Source organism: Bacteroides sp. RTP21281st1_H5_RTP21281_210402, from assembly GCF_040918965.1.
GTDB lineage: Bacteria > Bacteroidota > Bacteroidia > Bacteroidales > Bacteroidaceae > Bacteroides > Bacteroides congonensis.
Map to the genome: position 1 here is coordinate 426,729 of NZ_JBCOWR010000002.1, position 25,779 is coordinate 452,507.

The 25,779-nt window shown below is 43.7% G+C and carries 21 protein-coding genes; 10 read left to right on the plus strand and 11 right to left on the minus strand.

Annotated elements, in window-relative coordinates; translation table 11 throughout:
* The 3 genes from AB5443_RS05350 to AB5443_RS05360 all read left to right on the plus strand — a co-directional run.
* Positions 1 to 1,189: RagB/SusD family nutrient uptake outer membrane protein (locus AB5443_RS05350; protein WP_368119596.1), on the plus strand; the 1,189-nt coding region annotated here is incomplete at its 5' end.
* Between the two features lie 652 nt (positions 1,190 to 1,841).
* Complete coding sequence (locus AB5443_RS05355) at positions 1,842 to 5,075, plus strand: SusC/RagA family TonB-linked outer membrane protein (protein WP_368113372.1); 3,234 nt, start codon at positions 1,842 to 1,844, stop codon at positions 5,073 to 5,075.
* A 13-nt stretch (positions 5,076 to 5,088) separates the two neighbouring features.
* On the plus strand, positions 5,089 to 7,101 hold the full coding sequence (locus AB5443_RS05360) for a RagB/SusD family nutrient uptake outer membrane protein (RefSeq protein ID WP_368113308.1): 2,013 nt from the start codon (positions 5,089 to 5,091) through the stop codon (positions 7,099 to 7,101).
* A gap of 166 nt (positions 7,102 to 7,267) precedes the next feature.
* Here AB5443_RS05360 and AB5443_RS05365 read toward each other — a convergent pair whose 3' ends face one another.
* Positions 7,268 to 8,272: a M20/M25/M40 family metallo-hydrolase gene (locus AB5443_RS05365; protein ID WP_044653580.1), complete on the minus strand. Its 1,005-nt coding sequence runs from the start codon at positions 8,270 to 8,272 to the stop codon at positions 7,268 to 7,270.
* Between the two features lie 23 nt (positions 8,273 to 8,295).
* Positions 8,296 to 9,408 (minus strand): leucine-rich repeat domain-containing protein, encoded by a 1,113-nt coding sequence (locus tag AB5443_RS05370; protein WP_044653581.1) that lies wholly within the window; start codon positions 9,406 to 9,408, stop codon positions 8,296 to 8,298.
* Positions 9,409 to 9,519: 111 nt separating this feature from the next.
* Here AB5443_RS05370 and AB5443_RS05375 point away from each other — a divergent pair, with 111 nt between their 5' ends.
* From AB5443_RS05375 to AB5443_RS05390, 4 genes are all read left to right on the plus strand, one after another.
* Positions 9,520 to 9,954, plus strand: a complete 435-nt coding sequence (locus AB5443_RS05375) for a hypothetical protein (RefSeq protein WP_022140325.1) — start codon at positions 9,520 to 9,522, stop codon at positions 9,952 to 9,954.
* 61 nt (positions 9,955 to 10,015) lie between these two features.
* Positions 10,016 to 10,819 carry a metal ABC transporter permease gene (locus AB5443_RS05380; protein ID WP_022140326.1) on the plus strand — a complete coding sequence of 268 codons (804 nt, stop codon included), beginning with the start codon at positions 10,016 to 10,018 and terminating at the stop codon, positions 10,817 to 10,819.
* Positions 10,820 to 10,839: 20 nt separating this feature from the next.
* Positions 10,840 to 11,253, plus strand: a complete 414-nt coding sequence (tsaE, locus tag AB5443_RS05385) for a tRNA (adenosine(37)-N6)-threonylcarbamoyltransferase complex ATPase subunit type 1 TsaE (protein WP_022140327.1) — start codon at positions 10,840 to 10,842, stop codon at positions 11,251 to 11,253.
* Entirely contained in the window at positions 11,250 to 11,477 is a 228-nt protein-coding gene (locus AB5443_RS05390) for an immunity 17 family protein (RefSeq protein ID WP_022140328.1), read from the plus strand. The genes tsaE and AB5443_RS05390 overlap by 4 nt, the downstream gene beginning before the upstream one ends.
* 71 nt (positions 11,478 to 11,548) lie before the next feature.
* Here the strand turns inward: AB5443_RS05390 and AB5443_RS05395 are convergent, their stop codons facing one another.
* From AB5443_RS05395 to AB5443_RS05420, 6 genes are all read right to left on the minus strand, one after another.
* Positions 11,549 to 12,859, minus strand: a complete 1,311-nt coding sequence (locus tag AB5443_RS05395; protein ID WP_368113309.1) for a DUF58 domain-containing protein — start codon at positions 12,857 to 12,859, stop codon at positions 11,549 to 11,551.
* Between the two features lie 64 nt (positions 12,860 to 12,923).
* On the minus strand, positions 12,924 to 13,898 hold the full coding sequence (locus AB5443_RS05400; RefSeq protein ID WP_195408586.1) for a MoxR family ATPase: 975 nt from the start codon (positions 13,896 to 13,898) through the stop codon (positions 12,924 to 12,926).
* Positions 13,899 to 13,909: 11 nt separating this feature from the next.
* Positions 13,910 to 15,178, minus strand: a complete 1,269-nt coding sequence (locus AB5443_RS05405) for a DUF4350 domain-containing protein (RefSeq protein ID WP_368113310.1) — start codon at positions 15,176 to 15,178, stop codon at positions 13,910 to 13,912.
* The gene (locus AB5443_RS05410; RefSeq protein ID WP_368113311.1) at positions 15,175 to 15,792 is read right to left on the minus strand and encodes a DUF4129 domain-containing protein; all 618 of its coding nucleotides are present in this window, start codon (positions 15,790 to 15,792) and stop codon (positions 15,175 to 15,177) included. Before AB5443_RS05410 ends, AB5443_RS05405 begins: the two co-directional genes overlap by 4 nt.
* Before the next feature lie 16 nt (positions 15,793 to 15,808).
* Entirely contained in the window at positions 15,809 to 16,747 is a 939-nt protein-coding gene (locus AB5443_RS05415; RefSeq protein ID WP_368113312.1) for a hypothetical protein, read from the minus strand.
* A complete protein-coding gene (locus AB5443_RS05420; protein WP_368113313.1) occupies positions 16,728 to 17,690 on the minus strand; it encodes a stage II sporulation protein M in 963 nt (320 codons plus the stop codon). The genes AB5443_RS05415 and AB5443_RS05420 overlap by 20 nt, the downstream gene beginning before the upstream one ends.
* Before the next feature lie 101 nt (positions 17,691 to 17,791).
* On the opposite strand from AB5443_RS05420, the gene AB5443_RS05425 reads away from it, so the two are divergent.
* Positions 17,792 to 18,517: an RDD family protein gene (locus AB5443_RS05425; RefSeq protein ID WP_195408582.1), complete on the plus strand. Its 726-nt coding sequence runs from the start codon at positions 17,792 to 17,794 to the stop codon at positions 18,515 to 18,517.
* A gap of 50 nt (positions 18,518 to 18,567) precedes the next feature.
* Complete coding sequence (locus tag AB5443_RS05430) at positions 18,568 to 20,280, plus strand: ATP-binding protein (RefSeq protein WP_368113314.1); 1,713 nt, start codon at positions 18,568 to 18,570, stop codon at positions 20,278 to 20,280.
* A 77-nt stretch (positions 20,281 to 20,357) separates the two neighbouring features.
* On the opposite strand, the gene AB5443_RS05435 is transcribed toward AB5443_RS05430, so the two are convergent.
* From AB5443_RS05435 to dnaE, 3 genes are all read right to left on the minus strand, one after another.
* The gene (locus tag AB5443_RS05435) at positions 20,358 to 20,693 is read right to left on the minus strand and encodes a hypothetical protein (protein WP_022140337.1); all 336 of its coding nucleotides are present in this window, start codon (positions 20,691 to 20,693) and stop codon (positions 20,358 to 20,360) included.
* Between the two features lie 41 nt (positions 20,694 to 20,734).
* Positions 20,735 to 21,049, minus strand: coding sequence for a thioredoxin (gene trxA / locus AB5443_RS05440; RefSeq protein ID WP_022140338.1), 315 nt, complete (start codon positions 21,047 to 21,049; stop codon positions 20,735 to 20,737).
* Between the two features lie 66 nt (positions 21,050 to 21,115).
* Entirely contained in the window at positions 21,116 to 24,922 is a 3,807-nt protein-coding gene (gene dnaE, locus AB5443_RS05445; RefSeq protein WP_368113315.1) for a DNA polymerase III subunit alpha, read from the minus strand.
* A 161-nt stretch (positions 24,923 to 25,083) separates the two neighbouring features.
* On the opposite strand from dnaE, the gene AB5443_RS05450 reads away from it, so the two are divergent.
* Entirely contained in the window at positions 25,084 to 25,770 is a 687-nt protein-coding gene (locus AB5443_RS05450) for a phosphatidylserine decarboxylase family protein (protein WP_022140340.1), read from the plus strand.
* Positions 25,771 to 25,779 lie beyond the last annotated feature (9 nt).

Consider the following 25,779-nt stretch of genomic DNA (forward strand, 5'->3'; position numbering starts at 1 on the left):
ATATACAGGAACAGACGGGCAACCTGCCGCCGGCTATGGTGAAATGTGGACTACGGATAATCTCAGCACAGTTCCGGGAATCATCCTTTACCAGCAATGGCTGGAAACAATCAAACCGGGACATTCATGTTATTATGAACATACTTCTTCACATGACATAGAAATGCATCAAGGAACAGTAGACTTGTATCTCTGCAAAGACGGAAAAACAATTTCCAATTCGGATTTATATGCCGGAGACAAAGACATTTATTCCACATTCCGTAATAGAGACCCACGTATGTATCATACTATCATGCCACCTTATAAAGTAGTGGACGGTAAAGGAGACTATACTACATGGTCGTACACCAGTGAGCCTGCCGACCGTGAATACATTGACATCATGGGAGCTAACGAATCATGCAGCAACCCGGGAGTGGGGATGAAACGTCTGCCGGGACAGAACTGGAGTGCTTCATTAGTACGGCGTATTCCCAACCTGCAAGGCGGTGCTCAATACACCATCGAAGGAAAGCAATACGGACCACATGCATATGTTGCCTGTCGGTCAGGATATTATGTATGGAAAAACTGGGATAACTGGGAAGAAAACTATAATAATGCGCAAGTAAACACAGCGGATAAGCCAATTTTCAAGATTGAAGAAGTTTTGTTGAATTATGCAGAAGCTATGTTCGAAACTAGTGAGTTTAACCAGACCATCGCCGACGAAACGATAAATAAACTACGTAAACGGGCAGGAGTCAAAGAAATGACTGTAGCGGATATTGATGAAAACTTCGATCCGAAACGTGGAAAATATTACCCAAAAGGAAATACAAGTGGTATTTTTGTAGATCCCGTTTTGTGGGAAATACGCCGCGAACGCATCATTGAGCTAATGGGAGAAGGATTCGGATTCTACGATGTACGCCGTTGGAGAACAGCTCCCTGGTTTGTTAATATGCAACAGAAAGGAATGTGGGTTTCAAAAAGTGAATTGAGCTCGCTTACTTTACTGAATGAAACCACCGGAACTTCAGACGGCGCTAATGGCTCTATGATCGAAGGATATATTTATCTGTTCAATGATCCTGTCAAGGATGGTAAAGGCTGGTTGGAGAAATACTACTTATATCAAGTTCCATTGGAAGAAATCGCATTAAACCCAAACTTAACACAAAACCCGGGCTGGGATAAAGAATAACCAATACCAGTTCAATACACAACTTCAGCTATTTCTTCTTCCCCCTAAAGAAGATATAGTTGAAGTTGTGTATAACTCAGCTTTAATAGTTTATACGAATATAGGTATCTACCGGATTTCAGCCATGTCTGTAATCCTTCCCAAATATATTGCCCCAATAATGACGACCGATTCACAATCAAACAAGAATAATGCAATAGGAGCGGATTTTAAGATTCAGAAATTAATGATGGAAGAATAAGTTCTTTCAGAACTAGGATGATTTATGAATTAGAATTAACAACACAAATATATAATATATTTTAATATATCACGCTCATTTATAGAAAAAATATCAAATTTAGACGCATTATTTCTTTTTAAAAGCACAATAATGCGCATTTTTATATTCAATCCTGCTATAAACACATATCTCATTCCTTAAATATTATTATTCTATCAAGTAAAAACAGACGATTGGTAAATATCAAAAACGGTAGATAATAAGTAGATAATACAACGTTGTAAAGGAGTGGATTTCCGAGTTTAAAGTTTTAGAACCGGCATTATATGTCAGGAATAAGTTCTGAAAGAACTTATTAAAAAGTGACTCCAGACTCTAGGAAAAAACTTTAAATTCAATGCTATGTTAAAACAACTAAAGTCAGTTAGCATGTTGTTGTTTCTACTGACAGTGTCAGCAGGAACCGTTTATTCGGAAACTGGTGGAAACACTTTGAATGTTTCCGTTGTACAGCAGGGTACTACTTGCAAAGGTGTAGTAAAAGACGCAGTAGGTGAAACCATTATCGGCGCATCCGTTGTAGTCAAAGGCACAACGAACGGTACAATCACCGGACTTGACGGTGATTTCTCTTTAAGCAATGTAAAAACCGGAGACATTATTGTCATCTCTTTCGTAGGGTATCAAACCCAGGAAGTCAAATTCACAGGACAATCATTGAATATCATCTTGAAAGATGATACCCAAAAGTTGGATGAAGTCGTTGTCGTCGCCTTCGGTACACAAAAGAAAGTGAATGTGACAGGAGCCGTATCCACTGTGGGAGCGAAAGAAATTGCAGCACGTCCCGTCAATTCCACTATCGAAGCCTTGCAAGGTGTAGTTCCGGGTATGAACATCTCTACCGGTGATGGCGGCGGCTCCCTCGGTTCGGATAAAAAATTCAACATTCGTGGCGTCGGTACGATTGGTGCCGGCTCGAAGGTAGAACCATTGGTACTCATTGACGGCATGGAAGGGGACATGAACGCGATCAATCCACAGGACATTGAAAATATTTCCGTACTGAAAGATGCGGCTGCTTCTTCCATTTATGGTTCCCGTGCACCGGGTGGAGTTATCCTGATTACGACAAAGAAAGGTAAATCGGGAAAGACGGTAGTCAACTATAACAACAACTTCCGTTTCGTATCTCCATTGAATATGCCGGAAATGGCTGATTCCTATAACTTTGCACTGGCTATCAACGACCAGTTGACCAATGGCGGGCAAACTCCTATGTACAGTGCCACAAAACTTCAACAAATTCTGGATTTCCAGGCAGGAAAAGGTACACAGTATATGTGGCCTACCGATGCAGGAAGATGGAACTCATTCGATGATCCCCAACGCAAGGACGTGATGCCTGCCGGCAACACCGACTGGCTGAAAACATTGTTCGGCAACAGTTTCACTCACGAACATTCATTGAGCGTGAACGGTGGTACGGATAAGATACAATATTATCTTTCAGCCAACTATCTCGACCAAGGCGGTCTGTTGAAATTTGGTGATGACAACAAGCAACGATACGCTTTTACAGCAAAAATCAATGCCGACCTTACTAAATGGTTAAAGATAAATTATAGTATGCGTTTCAACCGCACAGACTATGAAGCTCCTTCATTTGCCGGCGGAGATATCAAGAGTAATGTATTTTATTTCGACGTATGCCGCTATTGGCCTGTCATCCCGGTAGTAGACCCGAACGGTTTTTACACTGTTGAATCCAAGATTTACCAATTAACAGAAGGTGGACGCTACAAATCGCAAAAAGACGTAATGGCACATCAGCTCGCTTTCATCATGGAACCTATCAAAGACTGGAAAATCAATGTAGAGCTAAACTACCGCTCCAACTATGATTTCAATCACACCGATTATCAAACCGTTTATGGATATGATGTAAACAAAGACCCTTATATAATAGCCAACCAAACTTCCAGTGTTACGGAATATGCTTATAAGAGCAATTTCTTCAATCCGAATATATTTACCGAATATAACAAATCGCTGGAAAGCGGACACAACTTTAAAGTGATGCTGGGTTTCCAAAGCGAGTTGTTCAAACAACGGGACATTACTGCTTCACAAGATGGTATCATGTCGGGAGTTGCCACATTAAACACTACCCAGACGAATGCACAGAACAGGGGTGGATATAGCGAATGGGCAACTGCCGGATTTTTCGGGCGTCTCAACTACGATTATAAAGGACGTTATCTAGCAGAAGTCAATATGCGTTATGACGGAACATCACGTTTCCTCCGGGACAACCGCTGGAATCTGTTCCCGTCCTTCTCTCTTGGATGGAACATTGCCCGTGAAGCATTTTTCGAGGATTTTACCGACTTAATCAGTACATTCAAAATACGAGGCTCGTGGGGTGAACTAGGTAACCAGAATACAGACAACTGGTATCCGTTCTATCGCACCATCGACATTAACAAAGACCAATGGGGCAATTACGCATTGGGCGGCTGGCTGGTAAACGGTGCAAAACCGAACATTTCCAAGGAATCCGCCCTAGTATCTTCCTTACTGACTTGGGAAAAGACACAGACACTGGATCTGGGTTTCGACCTGTCGATGCTCAACAACCGCCTGAATGTAACATTCGACTACTTCCAACGGAAATCCAAAGATATGGTAGGCCCTGCGCCCGAACTCCCCAACCTACTGGGTATCGATGTCCCCAAAGTAAATAACCTCGACATGACTTCCAAAGGTTGGGAAATACAGGTGAACTGGCGCGACCAAATCCGTGATTTCAAATATGGAGTTACCTTATCCTTGTCGGACAATCAGGTAGTCATCGACAGATATCCCAACCCGTCAAACACAATTCTCGATAAGGACAATAATAATACATATTACGCAGGTGCTCATGTAGGCGACATATGGGGATTCCAGACAGTCGGCATCGCAAAAACCGATCAGGAAATGAAAGATCATCTTGCCAGTATGCCTAATGGTGCACAAGACGTACTGGGTTCAGGTTGGGGAGCCGGTGATGTCATGTATGCCGACTTGAATGGCGACGGTCAGATAAGCAGAGGAAACAAGACCCTTGCAGACCATGGCGATTTGAAAAAGATCGGTAACAGTACACCACGCTATAACTTTGGCTTGAATCTGGATGCCGCATGGAAAGGCTTCGATCTGAAGCTGTTCTTCCAGGGAACTATGAAACGTGACTATATGCCGGGAAGTGGCTCTACCATGTTCTGGGGAGCAGTAGGTTACTGGCAGACTAACTTCTTCAAGCAACATCTGGACTATTTCCGTGGAGCAGATACGACCAATCCGTTAGGCCCCAATCTGGGCGGTTATTATCCTCGTCCTCTTGAGAACGACAGAAACCGCAATCCGCAGACCCGCTACTTGCAGAATGCAGCTTATTGCCGACTGAAGAACGTGACTTTAGGCTATACATTACCCAAATCACTGACAGAAAAGTTCTGTGTGAACAACCTTCGCTTCTTTGTTTCGGCAGAAAACTTATTCACCATTACCAATCTGGCTGACACATTCGATCCCGAAACTGTCGGTATCGGCAACTGGGACGGATGTACCTATCCATTATCCAAGACTGTATCATTCGGTTTAAGTGCAACTTTTTAAATGACAGACGATTATGAAAAAACATATCAAACTTTTGACAATAGGAACATTGCTGTTGAGCGGACTGACCGGTTGCAATGATTTTCTGGACAGGGAACCTCTGGACAAAGTTATTCCCGAAAAATATTTCGCATCCGAAAGTGATTTGGCTGCTTACACTATCAATGCTTATCCGTTCGAAACTGTGACGGACGCGTATGGCATTAACTTCTTCGGCAAAGATAACGATACTGATAACCAAGCCAGCGGTGACTCCCCGGCATTCTGGATACCCGGTCAGAAGAAAGTTCCGTCGGGCGAAGGCGACTGGGAGTGGAAGAAGATACGTGCCTGCAACTATTTCTTCGACAACACTTTACCTAAATTCGAAGCGGGTACCATCACCGGCAATCAGGATAATGTAAAACATTACATCGGAGAGATGTATGTGATACGTGCATATAATTACTATAAATTGCTGGTTTCTTTAGGAGATTTGCCCATCATCACCACAGCATTGCCCGACGTAGAAGAGACTTTGGTGGAATCCAGCAAACGTCAACCACGTAATAAGGTGGCACGTTTCATTTTGGATGATTTGCAGAAAGCGACAGAATTATTGCTTGATAATAGCCCCGGTAAAAAGAACCGTATCAGCAGAAATGTAGCACATTTGCTACGCGCGCGTGTCGCCCTCTTCGAAGCAACCTGGGAAAAGTACCATAAAGGGACGGCATTCGTACCCGGTGGAAAAGGATGGCCGGGAAATCCCGCAGACGTGAGCGGTTTCAACATTGACACAGAAATAGCTTATTTTCTTGACGAAGCCATGAAATCGTCCAAAGTAGTGGGAGACTATATTGTCGGAAAACTGGCAGAGAACACCGATACTCCCGAGGGAATGAATGCCAGTCTGGCTTCCATCAACCCTTATTACACTATGTTCTGTGATGAGAATATGGAAGGATACGATGAAATTCTGATGTGGAAACAATTCAAGGAGGGGTTGGTGACAAGTAACCTGCAAATGGAACTGGAACGCAACGGCGGCGGTTCCGGATGGACTCGCGGCATGGTCAACTCTTTCCTGATGCGCAATGGGCTTCCGATCTATGCGGACGGTTCGGGTTATGACCGCAATTGGGAAAAGAAAGGAGTCAACTCCACCTTGCAAAACAGGGATTCACGTATTGTTATCTTTACCAAAAAGCCGGGTGATGCGAATACGGAAGATGAGGGTGATGTGAATTATTACGGCAATGACGGTACTCCCAGCTATTGCTCTATCCGCTTCATTTATGGAGACAAGGGAAGTCTGGCGACAACAGGTTTCATCATCAAGAAAGGCAAACATTATTCCAGTCATATGGCCAATGACCACAGTGCAGGAACGTCAGGCGGTATTGTTTTCCGTGCCGCGGAAGCCATGTTGATCTACATGGAAGCTTCCTACGAAAAGAACGGCAGAATTGACGCGACAGCCGACGGATATTGGAAAGCTTTACGCCGGCGTGCCAAAGTGGATGAAGACTATAACAAGACAATTACCGCGACACAAATGAGCGAAGAAGCCAAAGGTGATTTCGGTGCTTATTCTCACGGACAACTGATAGATGCGACATTATATAATATTCGCCGTGAACGCCGCAACGAACTTTGTGCAGAAGCTTTGCGTTGGGAAGACCTGAAGCGCTGGCGTGCATGCGACCAGCTAATATCCAAACCTTACCGTGTGGAAGGTATGTTATACTGGGGGAGTGACTATGAAGAGCAACTGAAAGACTTATGTAAAGTAGATCCGGCCGAAGGCAATATGTCCTCATCCAATTTAAGTAAATATATCCTTCCGTATGAGAAGATTACGAAGAATAATCTGATTGCAGGGCAGAAAGGTTTCCTCTTCACACCGGCTCACTATTTGAATCCGATAGGTATGGCAGTATTCCGCCAGACAGCTTCGGATAAAAATGACTTTACAAGCTCAGTGGTTTATCAGAATCCCGGTTGGAAAATTGAGGGAGATACTGGTGCACAACCAGTAGAATAGCAATAAAAAAGATAAAGGCTACACTCATTGATTTCATAAATAAATCGACCTTACCATTATATGATCAGCCTTTATCTGAACTGTCTGTCATTCAGAGCGTAGCGAAGAATCCCCACTCCTGAACAAATAAAAAGGAGTTCTTCACTACGCTCCGGATGACAGACTTTTAAAATGACTTTTCATTCGCCATTTTCCACATATTCAGGAAAGATGCCTTGGTGATTTCCACAATTTTATCCCAGTTCAACCGGTCGGCGTGATCGGATGGTTGATGATAATCGGGATGTCCATCCGTATGATACCATATGATAGGAATACCCACCTTGGCAAATGTCCCGTTATCACTGCCGCCTATCGGATTATCCCACGCACGATAGTCCGGTTCTAACTGCAAACCGTATTTCATAATATCTTCTTTCAGCCAATCACCGAAAGCAGGATGAGCAGCCGTATAAAAATAGACTACATGACGGGGGTGTTCGGGTTTGTTATTACGGCCAATCATATCAAAGTTCAGATAACCCTTGATTTGAGACAGAAAAGGACAAGTCTGCACAAAGTATTTCGAGCCTAACAGTCCTTTTTCTTCTCCATCCCAAAAAGCGAAGATGACATTTCTTTCCGGTTGCTGTCCGCTAGCTACAAAAGCACGGGCTATTTGCAACACAGCCGATACACCGGATGCATTATCATCGGCGCCATTATAAATTTGGTCACCATCGAGTGCAGGGTCTATCCCTAAGTGGTCGAAATGCGCGCCTACAATCACATATTCCTTGTTATTTTTACCGGGAACCATACCTAATACATTCCTCATGGAGAGCTTTTGGTGCACTTCCTGCTTTAGTTTGGCAATAGAATCAGGATGGACTTCCAGGCGTCCTTTCTTCTGACGCTCTTTGCGATAGGCATCAAAAGGTTGAAAATAACTGTCGGCCAAAGGTTGTACGCCCATCCATTGCAATAAAGAAGCAATGTATTCCGAGGATACATACGAACCATGAAATCCCGCTTCACGCCCTTGAAGTTCGTCTGCCGCTAGAAAGCCGATAGTGGATTCGGCAGAAGAGCGGTTGATAGTATTCAGGCCTTTGTCCACGGGAGACTGGGCAGAGACAAATATCGTTCCGCCCAATAAAAAAGAAATAAGTAAATAAAATCTTCTTTTCATTAGATTTGAGTTCATGTTAACAATCAGTTTTTATTCGTGTCTATATACCAGTTTTTACTTTCAAGTATGCTCATATCGCAGCCCTTCTCTCCTGAATTATCATAGAAAGATATTCGATAATCCTTTCCGTGTTCAGGGGTGGATGGTTTGGGAAGGGAAACTAGTGCATCAAATATTTCATTTAATGTATTTGCTTTCAGGTTACAAGAATGACAACGTAGTATTTGTACCAAATTATTTGCAGGGATTGATAAGTGGTTCAGATTCCTGTTGAAACTACAATCCAGAAAACGAATCGACCGATGATTTGATAAATCTAACGTTGTCAGTTTATTAGAGCGACAGCTAAATTCCGAGAGCACAGGTAATCTATCTAAAAAGTCTAATGAACTAAAAGCGCAGTTTTGTATAAATAACCCGGAAATAGCCATATCCTCTTCCAAGTCAATGGCAGTCAGAGGGTTGTTATTACAATATAAAGTCCGCAACGCAGGCGTTCCTTTCAAAGAAAGAGTGGTCAACCCGTTTCCGGCACAATTCAAGTCCTTCAGTTTTGGCAGGTTTAGTATATTCAAGGAAGTCAACCGGGGATTTGTATAGATGTCCGCTCTTTCCAATTGTTTACACTGGGTTATATCAAGACGTTCCAAATCAGACCAGTTGCCGATATTTATATCTTCCACATTAGGGCAACAACCGCTCAGGTCAAGCTCCGTAGTGCCCGAAAAACTATTTAGATTCAAACTTCTTATTCCAGGCAAATATCCCATACGGAGATTTGTTGCAGGAAGAAGTAGACCGCTTATACTAAGGAAGTCTAACTCTTCCGCCCATATCCTCACCTGATAAATTTTCTTGTTTCCATATTTATAATTTATAGGTCCGGTCGTTCCCGGGTCTTCTATCTTTTGCAGACGCCCGTCTCCCCATTCAATAGCCATTCTTCCACCGCCGGCAATCACTTCTATCTGCTTCCAGTCACTGGCAACCTCTACTGTAAACTGAACCGTATTATCGTCCGTCAATTCAGGAATTTCAATATCATCTCCAAAGATTCTTTTATCTTCCACACAAGATGTGAATCCGAAAAATAAGCATATTCCTACCAGACCGGAGAGCAATTTATTAAATTTCATGGCTTTATATTTAAGTTAGCAACACACAAAAGTAAGAAAAGAAATAGATATCATACACCGATAGAATGCAAATTTATAAGTAACTTTGCAGAAATTTGATTTAGTACGATTATGTGGATACTCATTATAGGTCTGGTATTGCTGGGTGTTATCGCACTGATAGCCGGAATCATCCGCAACAAGAGACTGCAAAAGAAAATAGAGAGAGGCGAACTGGATCGCATGCCGGAAGTGAAGGAAGTGGATACCGAATGCTGCGGACAACATGAAGTGTGCGAAAAAGACAGCCTGTTGGCTGCTGTCAGCAAGAAGATAGAATATTATGATGATGAAGAACTGGATCAGTTCATGGGTCGCGAAGGGAATGCGTACACGGAAGAAGAAACAGAACTGTTTCGGGATGTACTGTATACCACCAGAGATGATGAAGTGGCCGGATGGGTGCGCAGCCTACAACTTCGTGGCATCGAATTGCCGGACGAGCTTAAAGATGAAGTGTTCCTGATCATCGGAGAAAGAAGAATCGTAGAGAAGAAAGAAGACTGACAAACACAGACCTTGTTTATCAGAGTCGTAATTCAGAACTTATAATTAGTAAATTAAATCAGTGGATCTACTACAATATACATTCTTTCAACATGCCCTGTTAGGGAGTCTGCTGGCAAGCATTGCCTGCGGGATTATAGGTACATACATCGTCACCCGCCGCCTGGTATTTATCAGTGGCGGAATTACCCATGCTTCTTTTGGGGGGATAGGATTAGGGTTGTTTGCGGGAATTTCCCCGATACTTTCCGCTGCTGTCTTTTCCGTATTATCCGCTTTTGGCGTTGAATGGCTTAGCAGGCGGAAAGATATGCGCGAAGATTCCGCTATTGCCGTATTCTGGACGTTGGGAATGGCATTAGGAATCATGTTCAGCTTTCTGTCGCCGGGATTCGCTCCCGACCTCTCCGCCTATCTTTTCGGGAATATCCTGACTATCAATCAGGCTGACTTATGGATGCTCGGCATACTGGCGCTGATACTGACAGGATTCTTTTACCTGTTTATCCGACCTATTGTATATATCGCTTTCGACCGTGAGTTTGCGCGTTCACAGAAGATTCCGGTAGAGATATTTGAATATGTGCTGATGATGTTTATCGCACTGACGATTGTTGCCTGTCTGCGTATGGTAGGTATCGTGCTGGCCATCTCCCTTCTCACCATTCCGCAGATGACTGCCAACTTATTCACTTATAGTTTCAAAAAAATAATCTGGCTGTCCATCGGTATCGGCTTCTTGGGATGCCTGGGCGGACTGTTCATTTCTTATCATTGGAAAGTCCCTTCGGGAGCTTCCATTATATTTTTCTCAATCCTGATTTATGCTGTTTGTAAAATAGGAAAGAGTTGTTGCAGGAAATAGTCATTATAATAGATTAGTATATGGAAATCAAAATTCAATCACTGGAAAGTATCCATGAAGCAGCCCGCGAATTCATCGCTGCTATGGGCGACAACACTGTATTTGCTTTATACGGAAAGATGGGTGCCGGCAAAACGACATTTGTCAAAGCACTCTGCGAAGAATTGGGCGTGGAAGACGTTATCAGCTCCCCCACCTTTGCCATCGTCAACGAATATCGTTCGGACGAGACAGGGGAATTGATTTATCACTTCGACTTTTACCGTATCAAAAAACTAAGCGAAGTGTACGACATGGGATACGAAGATTATTTCTACAGCGGCGCTCTTTGCTTCATCGAATGGCCGGAGCTTGTAGAAGAACTGCTGCCGGGTGACGCTGTGAAAGTGACGATTGAAGAATTGGAAGACGGAAGCAGAGTTATCAGACTATGACCGGACAATATATCGTACAAGGAATCTTTGCGCTGGCAGGAACCGTCTCCCTGCTGGCGTCGTTGCTCAACTGGGACTGGTTCTTCACAACGCGCAATGCACAGACCATTATCCGTAACGTAGGACGAAACCGCGCACGACTCTTTTATGGCATATTGGGGATTATCATCATTGGCATGGCTGTATTCTTTTTTATAGAGACTCGAAAAGCCATCACTCTTTGACGCTACTTTTTTTTCAGACAAAAGAACAAAAGCGCAAAAGATTACAAAAATATGCTCTTTTGTTCTTATGTCTAAAGCAACTGCCGTGCTTTCATCTCCAAATACTTATTAATCACATCAATCGAAAGATTCTCCGGTGTAGTCAATAAGGAATAGATACCATTCTGCTTCAAGGTAGAGACAACCAGCCGTTTTTCATAAGCGAACTTTTCTGCAATCACATGGCGGTAATAGCCTTCCGTATCTTTGGCAGGAGTGGCAATGTATTCCTTCAATTCGGCATCTTCGAAAAAGACAACGAGCAGACGATGTTGGCGGTTCAGTTGTTTCAAATAAGCCAACTGTCTGTTCATACTGGATATACCGGAAAAATTCGTATATAACACCAACAGGCTTCGCTTACTGACATGCTTGTTCATATGAACACAAAGAGCCGAGAAATCCGTTTCCCCGAAAGTTGTCTTCTGGCTGTAAAGTTTTTCAAGTAATGTCTGCATATGCCCCGGTTGCCTGGAAGCAGGAACAAACGTATCGAAATGCCCGTCAAAAGTCACCAATCCCGCTTTATCCTCTTTCCGCATTGCCACATACGAAAGTACCAACGAAGCGTTTATCGCATAATCCAGTAAAGTCATTCCACGAAAAGCCTGCTGCATCACTCTACCCTTGTCTATCACATTATAAATCTGCTGTGAACGTTCATCCTGATAAACATTCACCATAAGTTCATGCCGGCGGGCACTCGCTTTCCAGTTTATCGTACGGTAATCATCGCCTTTCACATATTCCTTTATCTGCTCGAATTCGGTATGATGACCTATCCGGCGAATACGCTTTATTCCCAGTTCGGTAAGATTATCACTGATAGCCAGCAATTCATACTGATGAAGCATCAGATAAGACGGATATACTTTTATATCCATCGGTTCGCCGCAAGTGTACCGACGGGAAACCAAACCTATCCGTCCGGTTACAAAAATCCGGATATGCCCGAAAGGATAAACACCCCGGCGAGTAGGCCGAAGCCGGTAACTGACTGTCTTTCCTTCGTTTGCCCGGAGTTCTACACGGAAGTCAATATCTCGTTTTTGAAATATAAAAGGTATTTCATCAATGATTTCCAAAGAAACAGGACGCGGATAACTGCTCTCCACCCGAATGCTCACTTCGTTCTCGTCTCCATTGGAGAAACGGTCGGCACAGTGACGGAATGCCTGAATTCCACGAACACTATAAAGCAGATAACCATCCGCCAACACAGTCAGGAAAAAGGCAAAAAGCACCCATTGCCCGATGACAAAAAGCGGGGCAAAGACGTATCCACTACCCAACAAGAGGATAATTACGACGAGGGCAATATAGAAACGACGGGTTAAGTACAATTTATCAATCAGATATTAAAGATTAAAAACTAAAGAGCGTATTTAGGTAATAATCGACTATCCATTATTTCGGGACTTCGACTTTATCAATCAATCTCTGCGTCACTTTCACAGGAGAATAACCTTCCATTTCCGCTTCCGCAGTCAGGATAAGACGGTGCTGAAGCACGTAAGGAGCTACAAACTTAATATCTTCCGGCGTTACGAAGTCCCGTCCCTGCAAGAGAGCGTATGCTTTCGAAGATTGCAGCATGGCTACGGATGCACGTGGAGAAGCTCCCAAGTATACCGCTTTGCTGGTACGCGTCTGTTGCACAATCAAGGCGATGTATTGAAGCAGCGTACGGTCTACGAATACCTGATTCATAAAAGCACGGAGCGACAGAAGTTCTTCTTTTGTGATGGAAGGCGTGATGTTGTCCAGTTTCACCAATGCAGCATTGGTATGATGACGCTCAAGGATATTCACTTCCTCTTCAAGGGAAGGATAATCCATCGTAATCTTCATCAGGAAACGGTCGAGTTGCGCTTCGGGAAGTTTGTACGTTCCTTCCTGCTCCACAGGATTCTGTGTGGCAAGAATCGTATATAGTTCGCCCATCTGGTGCGTAGTTCCGTCGATACTGATCTGACGTTCTTCCATTACTTCAAACAGAGCCGACTGCGTCTTGGCAGGGGCACGGTTGATTTCGTCAACCAATACGATATCCGCAAAAATCGGCCCCTGATGGAAATCAAAGCCGTTGGTTTTCATGTTGAATACCGTTGTGCCCAATACATCACTTGGCATCAAGTCCGGTGTAAACTGGATACGGCTGAAGTCAGCATCAATCAGGCGGGCAGTCAAACGTGCCAACAGTGTCTTTGCAACTCCCGGCACTCCTTCTATCAGTACATGACCGTTAGCCAGAATTGCCGTCAGCACCAAATCCACCGTCTGTTCCTGCCCGACAATGACGGAAGCAATCCTGTCTTTCAACTCCTGTATCTTCTCGGAAAAGAGAGTTAAATCCACTCGCTGTTCTGTATTCTCTTCCATAAATTTCTTCTTTAGATATGATTGATTATTTCATTCATTTTATCAATAAACACTTTCATCTGCTCCGAATCAATGACACGTCCACCGTAAAGTACCGGCCTGACTTCATGGACAAATTCCGCAATCTCTCCGGCATCCATCCCCGTCTTCCGGGCAATCCGCTCGAAAGAGCGTTTGTCATCCGCCACTTCCTCTATATCCACCTGAATTTCCCTCCGCAACTCTTCTGCCAAATAAGCAAACTTCTTGCGAACCAAGTCAACATGGTCTTTCTTCTGAAAATAAAGAGTACCTATCAATTCTGTAAATTCAAGCGATTTGTTGGCCGGTTCACGGACAACAGGAATAGCCCGCTGCCGTCTCTTCGCGGTGAATATCATAAAGAGCAGGATGGTAATCATCGTCAGATACAAAGCCCAGCGAAGCGGCTGGTGCGCAAGCAGATAGCGCAAAGGTGACTGTTGCACCTGTGCCGTCGCCTTCATATATCCTTCACTACGGACAATAGGAAGTTCTCCCATCTGCGATAGCAGGCGGAATATATAATTCGCATTATTTCCGTCCAATACTCCATAGTTCGTAAACAACAACGGAGTAGATACAAGTATAATTTCTCCCTCACCCCACGGACGTGCCATAGCCAGCAACGGATGATAATTACTGTACACTTTTACCGAATCAGAATCAGCCAACGCATCACCGATAGCATCCGTCATATCTTTTTCTGCCAACTTCCGTATCACCTTCGAATCATAACGCCTGAAACTGGAATTACAAAATTGCGGATAACAACGGTATAGCTGACGGGAATAAACAGAATCGGCAACCCAATAAATACTGTCTTTCCTGAAAATGGAAGAAGCGTATTTCCTGAAAGCAGCCGCATTAAAATGAGAATATGTACAATAAAATCCCAACGTATCTTCCAGTAATTTAGGATAGTTATTACTTACCAACATTATCTTATTCCCCCGTTCCGCCATTTTCAATAAAGCATTTACATCCGCTTTCACCATAGACAAGCTATTGGCAATCACCAGTATCCCCATCTTGTCTACCGTATCTTCCTCCATCTGATAGAAGGTTTCCTTGGACAGGGAATAGCCATGCGGCAAAGAAGAAGACAGCAGACTGTCGAACAACGCACAACCGAGAGGTTGCTCGTCATAGTGGCTGAAAGTAGGTGTCCACACAAACTTCTTCGGCAGACTATACTCTATCGCAAACATTATCAGCAGGAAAGCTACAATAAAGACGATAAACCAGCGACTCGCTTTCATGAGACGCCTCCTTTCCTTATTTCTTCCTGCAAGGTCTGCATGGTGCGGAAAAGTTCTTCCGTTGCCTCAAAATTTCCGTAACGCACCCTTAAGAAATGATTGGTAAGCTGACGGAAAGCCGGTAGCCGGACTTCAGTAAGATATTGTGTAGGCGTTTTGTAAGGTTGCCAGTCGATACATTCCGCATCACTTAGCTGTTTCAATGTCTGCAAGTAAAGTAAACGCACCGCTTCGCGGTAGTCCTGACGGGAAAGCGCATCGGTAATCCCTCCCGGAAAATCTACGCCATAAATCGTATCTTCCCCTACTGTATAAGGCAATGCGTTCTTACGTGAACGCATGAACAGTTCGGGACGTTTTCTATAGACGAACCAAATAATCAGGAGCAGGATAATAATAGCAATACATATCAGGATAAGCCCTGAATATTCTTCAGCAAAACGGCTGCCGAATATTTTGCGCATAAATTCCCCGAACTGTTTACTGATCCACTCGAACAGGTTAAGTTCGGGAGTAATCAGCTCACGGTTATAGTTGTATGCCGGATCAGACTGCCAAAGGGCAATCTGCGCCGTATCACAGACCAATGTATCAGCCGGGGAAGTGATATTCATCTCTTCGGGAGTTGTTTCAGAGTTTATCGAAATTGTCAATATCGCTTTCTACTGTGATGCTGTCTACTACTTCGGATGCATGGCCATACTGATAAACCAGTCCGACAATGCTGAATATGGCTGATAGATAAGAACCATACAACATCAGAATAGAGAACAGATATTGCGCAAAGTTCAGTCCGACGGATGAAGTAACTTCGCCACCGTCACTCATGGCAAAAATCATTTTCACAATATAGATAACGTACCACGGAATAGAAACAATTCCTTGTAGCACACTGGCAATGATTCCCATCACAATCAAAATCAAAAAGACTCCCCCCCAAGTGGCAAATCCCAACCGGAATGTTTTCTTGAATGCCTCGCCCAATGAAATATCCTCAAACAAATAGATAGGGGCCATCAGAGCTAAAGGTATCATGAATGCAAACAACAACGGGAAAGTGAGCAGTAGCGTAAAAGGAGTCAACACAGCCAACAGCACCATGACAACAATGACAAACAGGAATAAGAAACTGATAACTACCCCCATGATAAACAATCTCTTGACATTGTGAAGCAACAACGGCTTTATGTCACTGAATGCAATGCCGTTCAATCGTTCTTCACGCTCATTATACAATCGAACCATTGCATAAATCAAGGAGGTCAACAATAAAGCACCCAAACATGAAAAGAAGATTACTCCCGCATAATTCAATGCAAATGCAGGTCCCAGCATAGCGAAAGGATTGTCGCCCACTCTTCCTGCTGACTGCATGGCGCTCATATCTATCATACTTCCCATCAACCCGCTGAAATTGGCAGCTTGAATCAAGCAGATAGGGAGCATCAGATACGTTGAATACTTGAACAACTGTTTCCAATTCTCTTTTATAAAGTCAAAAGAAGCGTTCAACTTTTCGCCAAAGGGGCGTTTTACGTACATTGCAATCTTAGGTTTCTGTGATTCCATGTTTTTTTCTATTTGGTAAATAAATATAGTAGAAAATGATAAATGCTAAAGAAGTGAGGATCACACCCAGCCTCAACATATCAGGAAGTTCGGTGTGACGGGTGATGAAGCCTTCGATAAAACCTGCCATGATAAATACAGGGACAGTACCGATAACGATTTTCAGTCCCCGCTTCGCCCCTCTCCGGAAAGATTCCAGTCTTGAATAAGTTCCAGGAAACAGCCATCCGTTGCCTAAGGCCAATCCGGCAGCACCGGCTACGATAATCGCCCAAATCTCAAGCGTTCCGTGCAGCCAGATAGCAAGGCTGGATTCCCAAAGCAAATCGTGTTGATGAAAGAAGGTCTGAAAAGCTCCCACCATAATTCCATTGGACAGAAGCATATATCCTGTACCGAAACTGGTAAACAGTCCCATTACAAAACAGTTGAAAGACACCATCACATTATTGAGCGTAATTCCCAAAAACATAGGAACTTCTGAAGAGCCGCCATATACCGCCATCGGTTCCCCATTGGCAATATTCTCCAACGTCATATCCACATAGCCGTTTCCCAAAATCAAACGGACAAAATCAGGATCATTCGCGGCAGATAAAACGCCAATCAAGACACTGGCTATAAAAATAAGAAAGGAAGTCATCAGTTCACGGCGTGCGTCATACATTGTTTGCGGAACTTCCCGTGTCCAGAAGGTAATAATTCGCCCCCACTTCTCGCGCTTGTTCCGATAGATTTCGTTGTGCAATGCTGAAGCCAGGTTATTCAAATAAATCGTAATGCGGGATGCCGGGAAGTGTGTCTGGGCAAATGCCAGGTCAGCAGTCAGATCCGTATAGACGTCGGCAAGTTGGTCGGGGGACAGGCTTCCCGCCCGTTCCACTACCTTTTCAGTCTCTTTCCATTTTTCAATGTTCCGACGGATAAACGTAACTTCTTTCATGCTTTTCAAGCGTTTTCGGATAAGTTTTGTCCGAAAGCAGAAGCAAAAGTAAGAGAATTAGATTATATTTGCAACGGAATCCTAAAAATGTTTAACCATAAATGGCAGAATCTACGATAATCACCGGACAATTCGTCCGTATCAGCCAGACACCCGCCAGTATCGGCGAGCGATTTCTGGCATTAGTCATCGATTATTTCCTGATCGTGGTTTATGTATATTCTACAATTGCCCTTTTAATGGAGCTTCGGTTATCATCGGGATTCAAAACATTCTTTTTCCTGTGTATCATCTATTTACCGATACTTGGCTATTCTTTTCTTTGCGAGACATTCAATCATGGACAGAGCTTCGGTAAGAAGTTAATGAATATTCGTGTTGTCAAGGTAGACGGCTCTACTCCTACCGTCAGTTCTTATCTGCTACGCTGGCTCCTTTTCATTATTGACGGGCCATTGACAAGTGGTTTAGGAATTTTTGTTGTCCTGCTTACCAAAAATAATCAACGACTGGGTGATCTTGCCGCGGGCACTATGGTGATTAAAGAAAAGAACTATCGCAAGATACACGTCAGTCTTGACGAATTCGATTACCTGACTAAAAATTATCATCCGGTCTATCCGCAATCTGCGGATTTATCACTGGAACAAGTAAATGTGATTACCCGGACTTTGGAATCAGGTGAGAAAGACCGGGCACGCCGAATTACGGCACTCGCAAAGAAAGTACAATCACTCCTTTCTATCACTCCGCGAGAGGGCAATCAGGAGAAGTTTCTTCAGACAGTGCTGAGGGATTACCAATATTATGCACTGGAAGAAATATAATTCGTTTTTTATCCTTACCTTTGTTCGTATAGAATAAAAGCAGAACGAATATGACTAGAATAACCATTCCTTATGGAATAGCCGACTTTGTAGAAATGCGTGAACAAGATTTCTATTATGTCGATAAAACTAACTATATTGAGAACCTTGAAAATTATAACGCTCCGATATTTATACGTCCCCGCCGTTTCGGGAAGAGTTTGTTAATATCAACCTTAGCCTGCTATTACGACCGTACGAAGGCACACCGTTTCGAGGAGTTATTCGCCGGTACATGGATTGGCAGCCACCCCACGCCCGAGCATAATCGCTACATGATTATCCGCTACGACTTCTCGGCAATGGTTATGGCAAACAATATGCAGAACTTAGCCCAGAACTTCAATGATTTGAATTGCGCTCCTGTAGAAGTAATGGTAGAACATAATCGTGACCTATTCGGAAATTTCCAATTTACAAATAAAGGAGACGCTTCGAAAATGCTCGAAGAAGTCCTGATGTATGCCCGTTCTCATGAACTGCCTAAAGTCTATATCCTGATTGACGAATATGACAACTTCACCAACCAACTGCTCACTGCGTACAACGATCCGCTTTATGAAGAAGTAACCACTAATGACAGTTTCCTGCGTACTTTCTTCAAAGTGATAAAGAAAGGTATAGGAGAAGGAAGCATTCGTACTTGTTTCTGCACAGGTGTATTGCCGGTCACCATGGACGATTTGACCAGCGGATACAACATTGCCGAAATACTGACTTTGGAGCCTACCTTCCTGAATATGCTGGGCTTTACCTATCAGGAAACAGAAACCTATTTGCGCTACGTCCTCGACAAATATGCATCCGGGCAAGACCGTTTTGATGAAATCTGGCAACTGATTGTGAACAACTATGACGGTTACCGGTTCCGTCCCAACGGAGAACGTCTTTTCAATTCTACCATTCTGACTTATTTCTTCAAGAAATTTGCTGTTAATGCCGGTAGCATCCCCGATGAACTGGTCGATGAGAACCTGCGCACAGATATTAACTGGATACGTCGGCTCACACTCTCACTGGATAACGCAAAGACCATGCTGGACGCACTGGTGATTGATGATGAACTGTCTTATAACGTTGCCGACCTTTCGAGCAAGTTCAATAAAAAGAAATTCTTCAATAAAGAATTCTACCCTATCAGTTTGTTTTATTTAGGCATGACAACACTGAAAAACAGTTACCGTATGGTACTTCCCAACATGACTATGCGCAGTGTTTATATGGATTACTACAATCAAATCAACCATATTGAGGGAAATGCCCAACGATATGTGCCGGTTTATGAACGCTATGACAGTGACCGCCGCCTTGAACCATTGATAGAAAACTATTTTGAACAATATCTGGGACAATTCCCCGCACAGGTATTTGATAAAATAAACGAGAACTTTATCCGATGCTCCTTCTATGAACTTATCTCCCGCTACCTAAGCAGTTGCTACACATTCGCTATCGAACAGAACAATGCTGCAGGCCGGTCAGACTTTGAAATGACAGGCATCCCCGGCACAGATTATTACACAGACGACCGTGTAGTAGAGTTCAAGTACTATCACAATAAAGATGCCGAAAAGATGCTGGCACTCACCGAACCGCTTCCGCAACACGTGGAGCAGGTAAAAGGATATGCAGCGGACACAAAAAGGAAATTTCCGAATTATAAGGTCAGAACCTACGTCGTATATATATGCGGGAATAAAGGTTATAAATGCTGGGAAGTGTAACAAACGGATGAAAGCCCGGAAAATTTGCATCTTCCGAGCTTTCATCCGTTTGTTATACTAGTGAGACTGGCTCCTGTCTAATCCACCTGCCCCAGAGAGTTTCCGTATTCCATCTCTCCCTGAACCACGAAAAGAATCTCCTCAGGATCGTATTCTCCTTGTCCGTCACTCTTAGCTTCTTTCACAATGTAATCCACAATCGCTTCCAGATCAATAACAACATAACCGTCAGCATCGGGATTAGAATCGAGAACACCACTTTCAGCATAATATTCGTCGATCAAGTCGATGAAGTAGTACAACTCGTCGTCCACGAATTTCTCTTTCAGTTCCTGAGGCAGATAGCTCTTAATAAACTCAACAGTCTTTTCGTCGTCAGCATCTGCTATAAAAAAATCTTCTTCCAGTCCCATGATTATTTAAGTATTAAGTGATAAGTTTCAAGTATTACCGCTTAGAGCAGTTTCTTCACTTTTTCTACAAATACAGGTTTGCCTACGGCACCTACCTGCTTGTCTACAATTTCACCATTTTTGAAAAACAGTACGGTAGGAATGTTACGGATACCATATTCTGCAGGCAAATCACTGTTTTCGTCCACATCACATTTACCGATAATAACCTGTCCTTCAAACTCCGTAGCCAATTCTTCAATAATAGGAGCCACCATTTTACAAGGGCCACACCAGGGAGCCCAAAAATCTACAACAACCGGCTTGCCTTCTGCAAGGATTTCCTTATAGTTGCTGTCTGTAATTTCTAAAGCCATTTTCTTTAAGTATTAAGTATTAATTATTAAAAATTATTTCACGAGGCATTTACGCCACAAATATAATCAATTTATATGGAATCCAAGTTCGGGACGGTCTTTTAAATAAGTAATTAATTCACGGCCTACCGAAAGCTTGATCGGACGGGAAATCAAATCGACCGACACACGATTCACATCGACATCGTCCGTCACCTTGAAATAGAGTTCCGTATTGCCCGGATGCTCTTTGGTCAGCGACGCAAGCTCCTTGATTAAAGCGGAGTTTAATACCGACAGAGGTATCATGATCGTTATTTTCTGCACGAGTTCATCCTTTACGTCCGGAAGAAGTTCCATAGAAGTAATTTTCACTTCCAGTTCATCCTGCCGCCATTGTTTTGCCTGGCAACGGGCTTTGATATACAGGAAAGTTCCTTCGTTGAGATACCCTTGATAAGTCACCCAGTCATTTCCCCAAAATGGGATTTCGGTAGAACCGGAATAATCCTCTATCTTGGCAATGCCATAAGGGTTACCGTTCTTGCTGATTCCACGACGGACACTGGTCACAATTCCGCCCATCGTTATTTCACGACCGACAAGCGCAGCCTTATCTTCCAAATCCGCCATACGCGTGTTGCAGACATGATCCAGTACAATCGAAAATTCATCCAACGGGTGAGCGGACAAATAGATACCTACCAAATCACGTTCACGGTTCAGACGGTCAAGATCACTCCAACGTTCCACTCCTTGCGGTATTTCAGGAGTTGCCACATCAATTACGTTATCACCGCCAAACAGAGAGTTGACCGCAGCCGCCTTATCCGCCTGATAACGGTTACCATAACGCATCAAGGTTTCAAGGAAGACTTCCCCTTTGGAATTGACTGCAAAGTATTGTTCGCGTTTCAGTTCCGGGAAACTATCGAAACCACCGGCCAATGCAAGACATTCCATATTCTTCTTGTTGCAGGCATTCAGGTTGACACGTTGTACAAAATCAAAAATTCCGGTGAAAGGACCATTCTTGGCACGCTCTTCCATAATACTTTGCACAGCGGCTTCGCCTACCCCTTTCACTGCCCCGAGCCCGAAACGGATATTACCGTCATGGTTGACGGTAAATTTCAAGTTACTCTCATTTACATCCGGTCCGAGTGTCTGGATACCCATCGCCTTACATTCGTCCATCAGTTTCGTGATATCGGTAATGTTAGACAAACTTCGGCTCATGACAGCCGCCATATATTCAGCAGGATAGTTCGCTTTCAGATAAGCTGTCTGATAAGCTACCCAAGAGTAACAGGTAGCGTGCGATTTATTGAACGCATAAGACGCAAACTTTTCCCAGTCCGTCCAAATTTTTTCAAGGACTTTGGGGTCGTGTCCATTCTTTCGGCCGCCCTCGACGAATTTAGGTTTCATATGATCCAGCTTGTCACGCAACTTCTTACCCATTGCTTTACGAAGGGCATCGGATTCACCACGGGTAAAATCCGCCAACAAGCGTGATAAAAGCATCACCTGTTCCTGATAGACCGTAATACCATACGTATCTTTCAAATATTTCTCCATGACCGGAATATCATACTCAATCGGCTTGCGTCCGTGCTTACGGTCAATAAAGTCAGGAATATAATCCATCGGTCCCGGACGATAGAGGGCATTCATGGCAATCAAATCCTCGAATGTAGAAGGCTGCAATTCGCGCAAGTACTTCTGCATACCGGCAGATTCAAACTGAAATGTACCAATCGTACGACCATCACTGTATAACTTATAGGTAGCAGGGTCGTTGATATCTATCATATCTACATCTACTTCGATACTACGGCTCAGGCGGATATTTTCGACGGCTTCCTTGATAATGGACAAAGTTTTCAGTCCTAAGAAGTCCATCTTAATCAATCCGGTATCCTCGATTACCGAGCCTTCATATTGGGTGACGAGCATCTTTTCACCCGTCTCCTTGTCATCGGCAGTACTGACAGGCACCCAGTCGGTAATATCATCACGACAGATAATCGTACCACAGGCGTGCACACCCGTACCACGGACATTACCCTCGAGCATCTTGGCATACTTGAGCGTATCCCGCACCAATGGATCCGGCGATACTTCCGCCGCCTGCAATTCGGGAACATATTCGATGGCGTTGCGCAAGTTCAGCTTCTTGTCAGGAATCTTATCCGGCACTAATTTTGCCAGGCGGTCTGATTCGGAAAGAGGAAGTTTCTGTACACGGGCAACGTCCTTAATCGCCAGTTTCGTAGCCATTGTACCATAAGTGATGATATGGGCTACTTTTTCCTGTCCATATTTATTAGTTACCCAACGGAGTACTTCACCACGACCGTCATCATCGAAGTCCACATCAATATCGGGCAATGAGATACGGTCAGGATTCAGGAAACGCTCGAACAGCAAGTCGTACTGGATAGGGTCGATTTTCGTAATACCCAGACAGTAGGCCACTGCCGAACCGGCAGCCGAACCACGCCCCGGTCCTACTGACACTCCTAACTCTGTACGAGCCGCATTGATAAAGTCCTGCACAATCAAGAAGTATCCGGGAAAACCCATCGTTTTCATGATGTACAACTCGAAGTTCAGACGTTCCTTGACTTCTTCGGACAGCGGTTCACCATATATCCGCTTCGCTCCGTCGAAAGCTAACTTGACAAGATAGTCTCCCTCGAGTTTGATACGATAGAGTTTGTCATAACCGCCCAAACGTTTTATTTTATTTTTCGCATCCTCCTCACTCAAAACGACATTTCCATTTTCGTCCTGCGTAAATTCATCAAACAAGTCTTTCTCCGTTAGCTTTGCCCTGTATCCTTCTTCCGTTCCGAAGTCTTCGGGAATAGCGAAAGTAGGCATAATGGGAGCATGGTCAATGGAATAGTATTCTACTTTGTCAAGAATTTCCAATGTATTACTCAGCGCTTCGGGCACGTCTGCAAAGAGTTCATTCATCTCTTCACGTGTCTTCATCCACTCCTGCTTGGTATAAAGCATACGACTTGGATCGTCCAAGTCCTTGCCGGTACTCAAACAAATCAGCCGGTCGTGCGCTTCGGCATTTTCTTCATCCACGAAATGGACGTCGTTCGTACAAATCAGCTTGATGTTGAACTTCTGCGCATACTCCATCAAGTGTTTGTTCACATTCACCTGCAATGGGTAACATTCGTGATTGGCACGGGGAACAGTCGCTTTATGACGTTGCATCTCAAGATAGAAATCGTCACCAAACAAGTTCTTATACCACTGTATGGCTTCTTCGGCTTCCGCAAATTGTCCGGCAGTAATCCGTTTTGGTATTTCACCACCAAGACAAGCCGAACAGATAATCAGTCCTTCATGATACTTCTCAAGTTCGCTACGGTCTGTACGCGGACGCATATAGTACCCCCGCGTCCATGCGTGCGATACTAATTTAATAAGGTTATGATAACCTTTCTCATTCTTTGCCAATACGATCAGGTGATAACCGCTTTGGTCGGGTTTTCCTTCTTTCAGATCCATCGTGCGGCGCGCCACATACATTTCACAACCGATGATGGGTTTGAAGAGTTTGTTTTCCGCTTCTACTATCCCGGCTTTGCAAGCGGCAATCTCCGCTTCTTTATCTTCACATTCTATCGTACCGGCTTCGATTCCTGCTATCCGCTTCTTCAGGTCTTTGATTTCACCTTTCGGGCCGCTATTCTTTTTATTGACGTAGTTCGTAAATTCCTTGATACCGAACATATTTCCATGGTCGGTCACAGCAATACCCTTCATTCCATTCTTCATTGCTTTATCGACCAGACGAGCGACGCTTGCCTGACCATCCAAGAGAGAATATTGGGTATGGACATGTAAATGAACGAAATCCTGCATAATGATAAGTAGTTAAATTGAAGGCATAAAATTACTACCTCTGGGGTTATAAACAAAAATAATCCTCAAAAAGTTATCAACATTCACATTTCTATGCCCATTTACTTGCTGATTTTTTAAATTAAGTATATTTTTGCAGACAATATCATTAAACAGCATTCATGAGCCGACTAAAGAAATTGAAGAAAATACGTATTCACCGTGAAGGAACACATATATTATGGGCTAGCTTCTTGCTATTGCTATTGATTAATGCCGCTCTTTATTGGGGAATCGATTGCAAAATTCCATTTTATGTGGTAGCAGTGGCGAGTATCGCAGTCTATCTGCTAATGGTGAATTTCTTCCGTTGTCCGATCCGTCTCTTCGGGCAGGACACTGAGAAAATAGTCGTTGCGCCTGCCGACGGGAAAATCGTCGTAATCGAGGAAGTCGATGAAAACGAGTATTTCCATGATCGTCGTCTGATGATTTCTATATTTATGAGCATTGTGAATGTTCATGCCAACTGGTATCCGGTGGACGGCACTATCAAGAAGGTGGCTCATCACAATGGTAACTTTATGAAAGCCTGGCTGCCGAAAGCCAGTACAGAGAACGAACGTTCTACGGTAGTGATTGAAACTCCTGAAGGAGTGGAAGTTCTCACACGCCAAATAGCCGGTGCTGTGGCACGCCGTATCGTCACCTATGCGGAAGTAGGCGAAGAATGTTATATCGACGAACACATGGGATTCATCAAATTCGGTTCTCGTGTGGATGTATATTTGCCCATTGGTACAGAAGTCTGTGTCAGCATGGGTCAATTAACGACCGGTAACCAAACGGTTATCGCTAAACTTAAATAATTCTGTCAC